This is a genomic window from Oleiphilus sp. HI0079, assembly GCF_001635105.1.
Window position 1 is genome coordinate 1 of the sequence record NZ_LWFT01000817.1, and the last position, 12,871, is coordinate 12,871.

Below are 12,871 nucleotides of genomic sequence, written 5' to 3' on the forward strand. Positions count from 1 at the left end.
TCAATCACTAGGTACTTGGAATGCACACCAGACAAACGAATACAAAGAAGAAAACGGCTGTAAAATCTATTCGCGAGAACGCATATCGGCAAACACAATCCTAAGCGGCCCAGCAATTATTACCGAAGCCATTTCTACGACTTGGATACCGGACGGCTGGACCCTTGAAACGGATCAGTTTGGAAATTTAATTCTGACAAGGCTTTAGCCGGCTTTGAAAAGCCGATAATTCACCTGCCCTGCTTTCTTAGCTTTCAGCTCATTCCAAGATTTCGGGATAGCCAAAGTAGCAAGTTCTGATTCGGTTTCGATGTAAACCAGTGCATCTCTATTGAGTACTGCGCTTGAATCAAGACGATTCAGTACTTCTACCAACAAGCCTTTACGAAAAGGTGGATCCAAAAAAACAATGTCGAAGCCTGAAGAATCAGATCGCTGCTTTTCCAAAAAAGCTAAAGCGTCTTCATTAGAAATGGTCGCCTTTAAATCTAATCGCTTACAGTTCTCGCTCAATGCTCTATAAGCTGCCGGACTTAACTCGACAAACTCCACTTGCGAGGCTCCTCTAGATGCAGCCTCGAAGCCCAATGATCCGCTACCAGCAAACAAGTCCAGTACACGAGCTCCATGGATACTGTGTTGCAACCAATTAAACACGGTCTCTCTGACGCGATCCGTTGTCGGACGCAATCCTTCAACATCTGGAAAGCTCAGACGCCGGCTTCGATGATCGCCACCAATGATTCGAAACGAACCTTCTTGGTTTTTTTGTGGCTTGCGGTTTTTTTTAACTCGGCCTGGCATTAGAATTTAATCCATTAATACGCATTATATGAGCTGAACAATACCAAAGTTGCTATTGTAGTGCGGACAAAGTTTCTATCAATCTAATTGTTTACGCGCTTTCATTGCGCCAAACACATCTTTGGAAGTCGCATGGATAATCATCTTCTTATTGGTCTGGCGCTAATTGCCGTCATCATCATTGCTTTTCTTATTGATCTCAAGTCACGCAAGATTGAACAAAAATCGTTACCTCCTCTCGCCAAGCCAACGGCAAAGAGTACTGCCAGTATCACATCAGAAAAACAGCCGACCGAGCCGTTGGAGGCGGCAAAAACATCTATTGCGGCCCCTGTTAATGAAACTCAGAGTGCCACCGAAACGCCTGAGCCCGCAGTAGTTGATGAGACTCCGGCTATCGAACCAGAAGCTCCTGCGGAAAGCTTGTTCTCACGCATGGTTTCAGGTCTTAACCGAACAAGAGGGCAGCTAAGCCAAGGCTTAGGCCAGATACTACTTGGTAAGAAAGAAATCGACGAAGATCTATTGGAAGAGATAGAAACCCAATTGTTGATGGCTGACATTGGTGTAGAGGCCTGCACACAGGTCATTAATGCGATTACCGAGAAATCTGAACGCAAAGAGTTAAAGGATGCCGACGCTGTGTATCAAGCTCTCAAAACAGAGCTAGCAAACCTTCTCGCAGATAAACAAGCCCCTCTTGAGATAGAAAAACGCGACGAACCTTTTGTTATTCTTGTGGTTGGCGTTAATGGCGTTGGCAAGACAACCACAATCGGGAAGATGGCTAAACGTTTCCAAAACCAAGGTTTGTCTGTAATGCTAGCCGCGGGCGATACATTCCGTGCAGCTGCTGTTGAACAACTTCAAGTATGGGGTGAGCGTAACGATGTGCCCGTTGTCGCGCAACACACAGGCGCCGATAGCGCATCAGTGATTTTCGATGCTGTGGAGTCTGCGCGTTCTAAAAACATTGATGTCATCATTGCCGATACCGCTGGCCGACTTCAAAACAAAGATAATCTGATGAGCGAATTGGAAAAAGTAGTTCGCGTTATGAAGAAGGTCGACAACAGCGCACCGCACGAGGTAATGCTGGTGCTTGATGCCGGCACAGGTCAAAACGCTCTAAGCCAAGCTCAGATTTTCCAACAAGCCGTTGGGGTGACCGGTATTAGCCTCACAAAACTCGATGGAACGGCAAAAGGTGGAATTATCTTCGCTATCGCCAAACAACTTGGTCTGCCGATCCGTTTTATCGGTGTTGGAGAACAGATTGATGATCTTCGCCCATTTAATGCGGATGAGTTTATCGAAGCACTTTTCGAATCAGAGCAAGAGGTTTAACAACTGACCTCATGATTCAATTTATCAACGTTGGCAAGCGCTATCCAGATGGCCACGAGGCATTACGAAATGTTTCCTTTGAAATGCCTCGTGGCGAAATGGCCTTTCTAACTGGCCATTCTGGTGCTGGTAAAAGTACATTGCTCAAGCTCATCATGTTGATGGAGCGAGCATCAAAAGGCCAAGTTGTGGTTGGCAATCAAAATCTTGCGCGTATTCCACAGCGCCAGATTCCCTACTATCGACGGCACGCAGGCGTTGTGTTTCAAGATCACAAGTTGCTATTTGATCGAACAGTTTTCGATAATGTTGCGATCGCCATGGAAGTTGCTGGGACACCTCCGAAAGAGATTGCAAAACGTGTTCGAGCCGCACTAGACAAAGTCGGGCTACTGAGCAAAGAAAAACTCACTCCAATTCAACTCTCTGGAGGAGAACAACAGCGTGTGGGTATCGCTCGCGCAGTCGTCAACAAGCCGCCAATACTGCTTGCCGATGAACCAACAGGAAACCTCGATCCTGACCTTTCTGCCGAAATCATGAAATTGTTTGCGGACTTTAATCAGGTTGGTGTAACGGTGCTTGTCGCAACGCACGATTTGGATTTAATTTCGCGCTTACCCTACCGGGTAATCGAGCTCGACCATGGCGTTATCAAGTCAGGTTCAGAAGCATCGAGACAGCATGGAGAGAGCCATGTCGAGTGTTAAGAAGCAAGACCGGAAGCTTAGTGCGCAAGGCGCCCAGATAAGTAATCAAAAACCCCTGCTCGGGAGTTATTTTGGAAATCACAAAAAAGCGCTTCTGCACACTCTCCACGAACAAAAGCGAAAACCCTTAGCAGCATTTTTTACATGTTCTGTAATCGGTATTGCTATTTTGTTGCCTACGCTACTGGCGGTGCTTTTGATCAATGTACACTCAGCAAAGCTTGATTGGGACAGCTCCGCACAACTGACCGTGATGTTGAACGACAAAGTCTCGGCACTTCAAGGGACGCAAATAGCAAAAGAGCTGACCAAACTGTCAGAGGTAGAAGAGTCTTTGTTTATTGATAAAGCTCAGGCGCTCGAAGAGTTCAAAGCGGTGTTCCAATTAGGCAATACCCTTGATCACCTATCGGGGAATCCGCTCCCTCATAGTATTGTGGTTTCCCTAAGCGATGCAGCAAGCTCATTCGAAAAAGCCCAGCAGCTCAAGGAATCACTCTCTCAAAAACCAGAAATCGAACTAGTTCAGTTGGATCTCATGTGGGTGCAGCGTCTCAACGCGATTAGCGACTTTCTCACCATGAGCACGTGGATCCTAGCCTTGATGCTTAGCATCGCCGTTGTTCTCGTACTTGGGAATACTGTTCGTCTTGCGATAGAAAGTAGAAAGGACGAGATCGCTGTGCTCAAACTAGTTGGAGGGACGGACGCCTTCGTTTGTCGTCCATTCTTATACATGGGAATTTTTTACGGCCTTGGCGGCGGCATTTTAGCCATCGTGTTCAGCTATGTCGTTCTGGCAATACTAACGCAGCCAGTAGAACTCCTAACCACGTCCTATCAAAGCGATTTTAGTTTGTCAGGCTTAAACTTTGAATCTACACTTTTTATCCTAACGATAGGTACGTTTCTTGGTTGGATTGGTGCTCGTTTATCCGTAAAACGACACATTAGCGAAATAGAACCAAACTAAACTTTAGTTCTCTTACGTCTTCGCAACGGAACCTCTGAGAAATCAAGTAGTCCAATGCGTACACCTTGAGCGTAAAACCTTCAAAATGCTATGATGTTTGCTTAACAACTAGAGGAATTTTAATGGGTACAAGCTTAAAACCAGTTGATATGTTGATTCCAGGCGGAAACCTTGAGTCGTACATGCGCACTGTAAACAGCATACCAATTTTATCAGTTGAAGAAGAACGCGAACTCTCATCACGACTTCACGATGAAAACGACCTATTAGCGGCGAGACATTTGATCATGTCGCACCTGCGTTTTGTCGTGCATATTGCAAAGAGCTATTCCGGTTACGGACTCGCTCAGGCTGACCTAATTCAAGAGGGCAATGTTGGCCTAATGAAAGCGGTCAAGCGGTTCGATCCAACCTACGGAGTGCGTCTCGTCTCTTTTGCCGTACACTGGATCAAAGCAGAAATTCATGAGTTTATCCTGCGTAACTGGCGGATCGTTAAGATCGCTACAACAAAAGCGCAACGCAAAATGTTCTTCAATTTGCGCAGCTCTAAAAAGCGTCTAGCGTGGTTTACCGCCGATGAAGTAGAGTCTGTTGCCAAAGACTTGGGTGTCGAGCCTAAAGTGGTTCGCGAAATGGAGGGGCGCCTCAGTGCACATGATGCTTCGTTTGATGCAACGGTTGATGAAGACGACGACACCGCATTTTTAGCACCGGCAAATTACCTCGAAGATCAAAGTGCAGATCCTGCTCGCGCCGTTGAAATGGCGAATTCGACAGCCGATACTCACGGACGTCTCACCGAAGCGCTCAAAACACTGGATGAGCGTAGTATGGATATCCTGACGAAGCGTTGGCTAAGCGAAAAGAAGTCTACGCTTCATGATCTTGCGGATGAATATGGCGTTTCCGCAGAGCGCATTCGCCAACTTGAGAAAAACGCAATGAAGAAAGTCAAAGTCCTGATGGACGAGTAAGCGCTGCGTTAACAACATTCTCAATCAGAAAAACCGCCGAGTCTGGCGGTTTTTTTATGCATTTCTAGTACAAGGTGGAAGACATGAACATCGCTTTTCTAGGCGTCGGCTTAATGGGCCAACCAATGGTCACGAATCTCATCAATGCCGGCCATTCACTGCATCTTTGGAATCGAACACAAGAAAAACTCGATGCATTTAGAACTTCGTCATCCTGCTACGAAAGTGCCGATATTGCAGTCAGCCACGCAGACATCATCATCACTATGCTCGAAACAGGAGAGGTGGTCGAGTCAGTATTAATGCAAGAAGGTGTTCTGGATTCAATTTCGGCGGGCAGCCTAGTCATTGATATGAGTTCGATTCCGCCTGAACAAGCTCGTTCCCATGCCTCAAGGCTCCATGAGCGGAGTATTCGATACCTTGATGCGCCAGTCTCAGGCGGAACGGTCGGTGCGGCTGAAGCATCGCTTTCGATCATGGCAGGTGGAGAAAGAGCCGACGTTGAATACGCCAATTCCATTTTCAGCGCTCTCGGAAAAGCAACGCATATTGGAGCGCATGGCTGCGGCCAGCTCGCGAAATTGGCCAACCAGGCGATTGTTGGCATTACCATAGGCGCTGTGTCTGAGGCACTATTACTCGCTGCCAAAGGAGGGGCGGATCCCGTAGCTGTTCGAGAAGCGCTAAGTGGCGGATTTGCTGCGAGCCGAATTCTAGAGCTGCACGGCCAACGCATGATCGATGGCAACTATGAGCCGGGAGCCCGCAGTAGAGTACAACTAAAAGATATGCGCACAATTCTCGATGAAGCACGCCTTCAAGGCCTCACGCTTCCGCTATCACAGCGCACTCACGATGGATATCTGTCCCTCGTGGCGCATGGTAAAGAAGATATTGACCACAGCGGCCTGATGGTAGAGCTTGAGCGCCTTAACACCACGAAACTATTCAAAGGGCAACGTTAAATGCTTCGCTTTGCAGCAAACCTTAGCATGCTGTTTCAGGAGCATTCTTTTCTGAATCGATTTAATGCAGCGTCAAAAGAAGGCTTTGAGTTCGTAGAGTTTCTATTTCCTTATGGCTATCACGTGAACGATTTAAAGTCAGCGCTCGATGAACATGGTTTGAGACAAGTTTTGTTTAATCTCCCTCCTGGCGATTGGGACGCCGGAGAGCGAGGGATTGCTTGTCTGCCTTCTCGAAAAGACGAGTTTAGAAGAGGGCTTGAATTAGCTATGCGGTACGCTGTGGACCTTCAAGTTCCGCAAATCAACTGCCTGGCGGGTCTTCAGCCTTTAGATATACCTGAAAGCCTTGCTATGGACACATTCCTGGAGAACCTAGATTTTGCAGCGAATCAGCTTGCGTCAATCAACGTCAAACTCGTGTTTGAGGCGATTAACTCGCGCATCGATATGCCCGGTTTTTTTATCGATACACTCGACAAAAGCCGCCATGTTTTGCGTGCACTGAATAATCCAAATATTGGCTTTCAATTTGACCTTTATCACATGCAAATAATGCATGGCGACCTAATAAAAAACCTACAAGCAATGCGGCATGACGTTTCTCATATTCAGTTTGCCGATACGCATGGTCGTCACGAGCCCGGCACGGGCGATATTGATTTTGAATCGGTATTCACAGAAATCAAACATCTAGGTTACGAAGGCTTTGTCAGCGCAGAGTATCGCCCAAAAACAGACACAGTTAGCTCTCTAGAGTGGTTACGAACTTTTAATTAGTGTGCAAAAATAGGCCTGTGATAAAAAGTTTGGTTCCGTGAGCAGTTTCTATTGAACAACGAAAAGGGTGGCCAATGAGTTGGTGGGGAAAGGTGATAGGCGGCGCACTGGGCTTTGCCGTATCCGGTCCTATCGGCGCTTTATTGGGTGCAGCGATTGGTCATAGTTTCGATAAAGGTCTTACCGGTATCGAAGCTATGTCACCCGACGACTTTTCAACAGAAAGTATCCAAGCCGCATTTTTTACTGCAACTTTCTCTATTATGGGACGAGTTGCAAAATCAGATGGAATTGTCAGTCAAGAAGAGATTCAGGTTGCTCAAGCAACCATGTCTCGAATGCAGTTAAACAGCGAGCAAACCAAAGCCGCTCAAAAGCTGTTCTCAGAAGGGAAGTCAGCAGCATTTGATTATCAAGCGATCGCTAAACAACTCCGTAAAGAATGTGGTCGACGTACGAATCTGTTGCAAATGTTTCTGGAAATTCAGATCGCAACAGCATTGGCCGACGGTGAGCTGCATGAATCAGAACAAGCCATTTTACTTGAATTGGCAGGTCTGCTCGGTTTTAAGCGCCACCAATTCGAGCAACTTCTTGCTATGGCTGCTGCGCAACAGCGGTTTTATAATAAGGAGCAGGGCTTTGATGCACAAAATAGCGCATCTCAACTGGAAGAAGCGTATGATGTGCTAGGGCTTGAAAAAGAGTGTTCTGATCAAGAGCTGAAGCGGGCATATCGGCGCTTGATGAGCCAACATCATCCGGACAAGTTAGTGGCAAAAGGGCTACCGGAAGAGATGATGAAACTCGCCACGGAAAAAACACAACAAATAAAAGAAGCTTACGAACTCGTAAAGCGCAACAGAAATATAAAGTAGAGGTAAGTAATGCGCGTTCTAGTAATCGAAGACGATAAAGACGTTGCCTCCTATTTGGTCAATGGCCTAAAAGAAAGTGACAATGTCGTCGACCACTGTGCCGATGGCAAAGAAGGCTTGTTGCTTGCAGCAAGCGAAAGCTACGATGTAATGATCATAGATCGAATGCTTCCAGGCATGGATGGTCTTTCCATCATCAAAACGATTCGAGCCACGGGCAACAAAACGCCAGTGCTTATTCTTAGTGCCTTGGGCGATGTAGACGATCGAGTCGAAGGTCTTCGGGGCGGTGGAGATGACTACCTCACCAAGCCTTTCTCGTTTACCGAGCTATTGGCTCGATTGGAAGCCTTAGAGCGTCGCGGAGCAAGTTCCGGTTCTGAGCAGGTAACGCATCTAAGTGTCGCCGACCTGGAGATGGACTTGCTAGCCCGAACCGTCAAGCGCGCAGGCCAGAAAATTGATCTCCAGCCACGTGAGTTCCGGCTTCTGGAGTACTTAATGAAGCATGCGGGACAAGTGGTCACTCGCACCATGCTTCTAGAACAAGTATGGGATTATCATTTTGATCCGCAAACCAACGTTATTGATGTACATATCAGTCGCTTGCGTTCAAAGATCGACAAAGACTTCCCTAAACAGTTGCTCCAAACTGTGCGTGGTGCAGGGTATATATTGAGTGAAGATTCTTAGTCTTCTAAGAACCCCTACCTTTCAGTTGGCGATCATGTACATGGTACTGTTCGCCACCTCTGTTTTTATTCTTATGGGTTTCATCTATTGGGCAACTGCTGGCTATATGTCGAGCCAGACCGATGAGACCATTGAAGCCGAGATCGTCGGACTTGCCGAGCAATATCAGCGACAAGGTTTAAATGGCCTTATCAGCGTGATTCGTGAACGAGTCGCGCGTGATCCTAACGGCAAAGCAATCTATTTGTTCACCGCACGCGACTTCATTAAACTTGCTGGCAACATTGATAAATGGCCTGAAGAAGGCGAAGTCCAAGATGGCTGGTTAAATTTCACGCTTGACCAAGAACTCGGCTGGCACACTGAATCTGAAAGACCTGCACGAGCGCGTGTGTTCATAGTGCCGGGCGGCTTACGCCTGCTTGTGGGCCGTGATGTAAACGAGTTTATGGCGGTGAAAGAGCTAGTTGAACGTGCGATTAATCTCGGCATGGCCATTACCTTCATGCTTGCCATGATTGGTGGTGTCATGATGAGCCGTAGCACGGGAAGACGTGTTGAAGTGATCAACCAGACCAGCCAGAAGATCATGCGCGGTAATTTATCCCTAAGAATCCCTGATCGTGGCACTAACGACGATTTCGACCAGCTAGCGCGTAACCTCAATGAAATGCTCGATCGAATCTTTCAGCTAATGGAAGGTATTCGCCATGTTTCGGACAACATCGCTCACGATTTGAGAACACCGCTAACGCGCTTGCGCAACAAACTCGAGAACACTCTGCTGCAAGTTGAAAATGACGAACAGCGAGAGCATGTGGCAAGTGCCGTGGCAGAGGCGGATCAATTACTAGCGACATTCAATGCTTTACTGCGCATTGCACGACTTGAAACCGGTAAAACAAGCTCAAATTTCTCTCACTTCATTATCTCGGATTTAGTGCTAGATGCTGCAGAATATTACGAGGCTCTTGCCGAGGACAAGCAACAAACTCTAAACATTAGAGTGAAAACGGATCTCGAGCTATTTGCCGATAAAGACCTTCTTTTTCAGACCGTAAGTAATCTAATTGATAACGCCATCAAATATACCCCCGAAGGCGGGGAGATCACGATCGCGCTGGATCAAACCAAACACGGTGTTGATTTAACAATAGCGGACTCTGGGATCGGTATTCCCGAAGATGAGCGCGGCAAAGTGTTTGACCGCTTCTATCGCGTAGCGAAGAGTCGCTCTTTACCAGGAAACGGTTTAGGACTGAGCCTCGTTCAAGCGGTTGTGGAACTGCATCAGGGAAAAATCATGCTTGGCGACAATAACCCAGGCTTGGTTGTCACCTTAAATCTTCCACTGATTAAAAAGAAAGAAGCCGCTCCAAAATTGGAACGGCCGGAGAATCTAAAGGCCTCTCAGAAGTCGTCTACGCAAACTGCTTGAAGCGCTCGATAGTGTACGTCGCTGGAAAAGCAAGAAGCTTCAAGCCACTTTTAGCAAGCTGTTCTGCAGCATCAATGGTTGATTCTACATTTGCCTTAGTGCTTCCAACACGCGCTTTCACGCTATCTAATTCGCCTTCAAAACGCTTCTGGCCCGCAAAAACCACTGCCATTAGGTTGTGACGATTTACACTGTTTTCAATACCTAGTTGATCCAACTGAAAACCAAGGCTATCGACTTGTTGAAGAGCCAACTCACCAAACTTTTCTATATTTTTACTCATGATTGCCTACCAAATTGGTGCTGATTATTCTCGAGAACAATAAGGTTTTTAAATAGGTGCTTCAACCTAAATTTAGTGCTTTTCGTCGGATAGAAAAGCTTGCTTACATGCTAAGCACTTCACGCTATACTTTCACCAAAACCACACATGTTTTTACAGTCCTAGGATATTCGATGCGCTCTTTCTTTTGTTTGTGCCTATTATTCACTGCAATCTTATCTTCCATGCTAGCCAATGCGTCAAACTTTTCGTTTCTATCCAGCACCAGCATCGGAAACTTAACAGAAGCAGAGCGCAACGAATTACGTACGTTCATTATTGAAACATTGGATAATCAAAAACCACTCGAAAAGTCTAAATGGAAAAGCAAAAAAGGCTCTCAAGCTTTGATTAAAGTACTCGTTGATTACAGCTATCAAAATGAAGAGTGTAGAAGCATCAAATTTGCGGTGAGAGCAGCCAATCAGCGCCGCTATCAAAGTGCTGTATGGAATGTATGTAAATCAAACGATCAATGGCGCAAAATTGAAGCGCCTTTAGGTAGACTCAATGACGCTCAGCGCGCCGAGATTAAGAACGATCTATTCTCTGTCTTAGAAACAGGTGAAAACGGACACCCAGTGACGTTTACTTATCCCAAAAGTGATTTACAAGTGGTTGCGACACCCTTTGATTCAAAGCCAGTTGCAGACCAACCCAATAATGAGTGCCGCTCACTGTCTGTTAGCATCTTTGATAACAACGTAATCATGCTCTCTGGTTCTTATCGTTTTTGCTTAATGGCAAAAGAGGGCTGGAAGTACGTTGCCGATGAATAAATAACGACTATCTATTTAGTTTGGTAAGAAATATCAACGACGCACCAAACACTGCTGCCTTGTTGCGTTCGTACCTCGACCTCATCATCGACGCTTTTCGATAACAAAGCGCGAGCCATTGGCGAGTCGATCGAAATGACGCCTTTATTGTCGTAGATTTCATCAGGCCCGACGATTCGGAATTTCAATTCCTGTCCATCCTCACCTTCAACTTCTACCCAAGCGCCAAAAAATACTTTGCCATCTTGTTCTGGCGAGTATTCGACAACTCTTAAATCTTCAATGCGTTTTGACAGATAACGGACTCTGCGATCAATCTCGCGAAGCAGTTTTTTGTTGTACTGGTAATCAGCGTTCTCTGAGCGGTCCCCCAAAGAGGCAGCCCAATTTACTTTTTTAGTGACCTCAGGGCGCTTAACACGCCAAAGATGCTCAAGCTCGTCTTTTAAGGATTGATAACCTTCGGCTGTAATAAGAGGCGTCTTCATGAAATTGATCTTGTATTTGGGGCTTCATTTTAGTGTTAGTCGATTTTAAATTGAAAGACAACGTGCTCAAATAGAAACTTTAACGATCACTGAAAATGTTTGCATGCTTTATCAACTATCGCTTTTGACACTCTGTACGCTCGCCACTCAAGCTGGCTTTTGCAATGAAAATCTCAGCTTTGAGGCATGGGAAGCAGGGGTCATTAACGAAGTAAGTATTGAGAAATCCAACCTTGAAGATCTTACTCTCCAAGATGCGAATAATAGCGAGCTCGCCAATGCTGCTATCCCCAATGCGCTCAGAGACCTTGGAGATGCAGAGCAACGTCCTGCGTATCGAAAGCAAGCTGCCGAAGAGGGCATATCGAAGGCGGCGGAATTACAAGATAAGCTACAGCAACAGGACGCGTTCGATGAACCTTTGGAAATCAAGCTTCCACAGCCGGTACTTTTTGAGCCTCCACAATACTCAGAGCCAACAGGTCGAATACTGGACAATAATATGACAACCGTTGAACGACCCTAACTACAGAGAATCAAAGCGCGTAAGCAGTCTTTTCCATGTCATTCTCTTGCTCATCAATAAAACAAAAGGAATTCCAGGCAAGTCGAATAACATCATTGTTGCTTAGTCTTCTTCGACTGGTTATCGGCTCGTCATTTACAAACGACCCATTGGTGCTGCCATTATCTGAGATAAAAATATCATAAACGCCTTCGAGAAAATCATTCTTTTCCACTTCTATTAAGGCATGTCGACCACTCACTGCCGTATCCGTAATTTGAATATCACATTCAGGGTGACGGCCGATCATGATCTTTGGTTTATCAAGTTCGAATCTGGTTGCTACAACGTCATCAATAATCTGGGCTAGTAGTGCCATGGTTCTTTCTCCTGTTCATTCGTTTCGTTCTCAAACCTCACTAGCATCAGCCTCAGAGGCTATTAGGACTAAGGAGGTATTATCATTCGTATTGTTGTTCAAACTTATTTCCAACAGAGATTGCGCCGCTGCTTGTGTGCAGCCGTTACTCTGAACGAAATCAGAAACATGGGAGAGATCGACAGCTTGATAGAATCCGTCGGTACACAGCAACACCACATCTTCTAGATCAATCTTTCTTACCGACACGCTATATTCGAGGGCTGCTTTCATACCTAGTGCATTGGTCAAACGATTACGATACGGCACCGTCGAGGCGTCTTGCTCGGTTATCAACCCTTCATCTAGCATAGCCTGAACGACACTATCATCTCTGGTTAATTGGTCGAAATAGCGCTTTTCTCGACCTAGTAAATAACACCGTGAATCACCAACATGGAGCACCACTAACTGATGATTAAAAACCGCAACAAAAACAATCGTCGTCCCCATCTTACTCATGTTTTCATTCGCTTCTTGCGCCTTAAGAAGTTCAGCATTCGCATCTTCCAAAGCAGAAATCATCAGTACTTTTAGCCGCTCCATGTCGCCAGAAAAATCATGCGTTAAACTATTTGTGCGCTTTCTTATCCTCTCGGATGCTAGAAGACTCGCTTCCGCACCGCCTTCATGACCACCCATGCCGTCGGCAACAAGAGCGAAGGTGAGCCCCTGTTGTGGCTCGTACCACCAGTTGATGACATCCTCGTTATTGCTTCGGATAGCACCCGGATGGCTCAATCCAACAACCTTGTGTCTTCGCAAACATTTGCTGGTAAGCAACATTAGGC

General features: G+C 46.2%; 17 protein-coding genes. 12 read left to right on the forward strand and 5 right to left on the reverse strand.

Annotation, left to right across the window (positions count from 1 at the left end):
• On the forward strand, positions 1–208 hold a 208-nt coding region (locus A3750_RS26905; RefSeq protein ID WP_231871840.1), incomplete at its 5' end, for a hypothetical protein.
• On the opposite strand, the gene rsmD is transcribed toward A3750_RS26905, so the two are convergent.
• On the reverse strand, positions 205–804 hold the full coding sequence (rsmD, locus tag A3750_RS15240) for a 16S rRNA (guanine(966)-N(2))-methyltransferase RsmD (RefSeq protein ID WP_068465068.1): 600 nt from the start codon (positions 802–804) through the stop codon (positions 205–207). The genes A3750_RS26905 and rsmD overlap by 4 nt on opposite strands.
• A gap of 132 nt (positions 805–936) precedes the next feature.
• Here rsmD and ftsY point away from each other — a divergent pair, with 132 nt between their 5' ends.
• From ftsY to A3750_RS15285, 9 genes are all read left to right on the forward strand, one after another.
• Positions 937–2,151 carry a signal recognition particle-docking protein FtsY gene (gene ftsY, locus A3750_RS15245; RefSeq protein WP_068451461.1) on the forward strand — a complete coding sequence of 405 codons (1,215 nt, stop codon included), beginning with the start codon at positions 937–939 and terminating at the stop codon, positions 2,149–2,151.
• An 11-nt stretch (positions 2,152–2,162) separates the two neighbouring features.
• Positions 2,163–2,861, forward strand: a complete 699-nt coding sequence (gene ftsE, locus A3750_RS15250) for a cell division ATP-binding protein FtsE (protein WP_068451458.1) — start codon at positions 2,163–2,165, stop codon at positions 2,859–2,861.
• The gene (gene ftsX, locus A3750_RS15255) at positions 2,797–3,834 is read left to right on the forward strand and encodes a permease-like cell division protein FtsX (protein ID WP_082862992.1); all 1,038 of its coding nucleotides are present in this window, start codon (positions 2,797–2,799) and stop codon (positions 3,832–3,834) included. Before ftsE ends, ftsX begins: the two co-directional genes overlap by 65 nt.
• Positions 3,835–3,956: 122 nt before the next feature.
• Positions 3,957–4,811 (forward strand): RNA polymerase sigma factor RpoH, encoded by an 855-nt coding sequence (rpoH, locus tag A3750_RS15260; RefSeq protein ID WP_068451455.1) that lies wholly within the window; start codon positions 3,957–3,959, stop codon positions 4,809–4,811.
• A gap of 83 nt (positions 4,812–4,894) precedes the next feature.
• Complete coding sequence (locus A3750_RS15265; protein ID WP_068451452.1) at positions 4,895–5,779, forward strand: NAD(P)-dependent oxidoreductase; 885 nt, start codon at positions 4,895–4,897, stop codon at positions 5,777–5,779.
• Complete coding sequence (gene otnI, locus A3750_RS15270; protein ID WP_068451448.1) at positions 5,780–6,559, forward strand: 2-oxo-tetronate isomerase; 780 nt, start codon at positions 5,780–5,782, stop codon at positions 6,557–6,559. It begins immediately after the preceding gene.
• A gap of 74 nt (positions 6,560–6,633) precedes the next feature.
• Entirely contained in the window at positions 6,634–7,437 is an 804-nt protein-coding gene (gene djlA, locus A3750_RS15275; RefSeq protein WP_068451445.1) for a co-chaperone DjlA, read from the forward strand.
• A gap of 9 nt (positions 7,438–7,446) precedes the next feature.
• Positions 7,447–8,130 (forward strand): response regulator transcription factor, encoded by a 684-nt coding sequence (locus tag A3750_RS15280; protein WP_068457951.1) that lies wholly within the window; start codon positions 7,447–7,449, stop codon positions 8,128–8,130.
• Positions 8,117–9,568 carry a HAMP domain-containing sensor histidine kinase gene (locus A3750_RS15285; protein ID WP_068457948.1) on the forward strand — a complete coding sequence of 484 codons (1,452 nt, stop codon included), beginning with the start codon at positions 8,117–8,119 and terminating at the stop codon, positions 9,566–9,568. The genes A3750_RS15280 and A3750_RS15285 overlap by 14 nt, the downstream gene beginning before the upstream one ends.
• Here the strand turns inward: A3750_RS15285 and A3750_RS15290 are convergent.
• Positions 9,552–9,851: a hypothetical protein gene (locus tag A3750_RS15290; protein WP_068453205.1), complete on the reverse strand. Its 300-nt coding sequence runs from the start codon at positions 9,849–9,851 to the stop codon at positions 9,552–9,554. The genes A3750_RS15285 and A3750_RS15290 overlap by 17 nt on opposite strands.
• A 173-nt stretch (positions 9,852–10,024) precedes the next feature.
• Here A3750_RS15290 and A3750_RS15295 point away from each other — a divergent pair, with 173 nt between their 5' ends.
• Positions 10,025–10,669, forward strand: a complete 645-nt coding sequence (locus A3750_RS15295; protein WP_068465066.1) for a hypothetical protein — start codon at positions 10,025–10,027, stop codon at positions 10,667–10,669.
• Between the two features lie 11 nt (positions 10,670–10,680).
• Here the strand turns inward: A3750_RS15295 and greB are convergent, their stop codons facing one another.
• Positions 10,681–11,157: a transcription elongation factor GreB gene (gene greB / locus A3750_RS15300; protein ID WP_068453209.1), complete on the reverse strand. Its 477-nt coding sequence runs from the start codon at positions 11,155–11,157 to the stop codon at positions 10,681–10,683.
• A 103-nt stretch (positions 11,158–11,260) separates the two neighbouring features.
• On the opposite strand from greB, the gene A3750_RS15305 reads away from it, so the two are divergent.
• On the forward strand, positions 11,261–11,683 hold the full coding sequence (locus tag A3750_RS15305; protein ID WP_068453211.1) for a hypothetical protein: 423 nt from the start codon (positions 11,261–11,263) through the stop codon (positions 11,681–11,683).
• 10 nt (positions 11,684–11,693) lie between these two features.
• On the opposite strand, the gene A3750_RS15310 is transcribed toward A3750_RS15305, so the two are convergent.
• Together A3750_RS15310 and A3750_RS15315 are read right to left on the reverse strand one after the other, a co-directional pair.
• A complete protein-coding gene (locus A3750_RS15310; RefSeq protein WP_068453213.1) occupies positions 11,694–12,041 on the reverse strand; it encodes an FHA domain-containing protein in 348 nt (115 codons plus the stop codon).
• A 30-nt stretch (positions 12,042–12,071) separates the two neighbouring features.
• Positions 12,072–12,871 (reverse strand): PP2C family serine/threonine-protein phosphatase (locus A3750_RS15315; protein WP_156498625.1); only part of this gene is annotated, 800 nt, incomplete at its 5' end.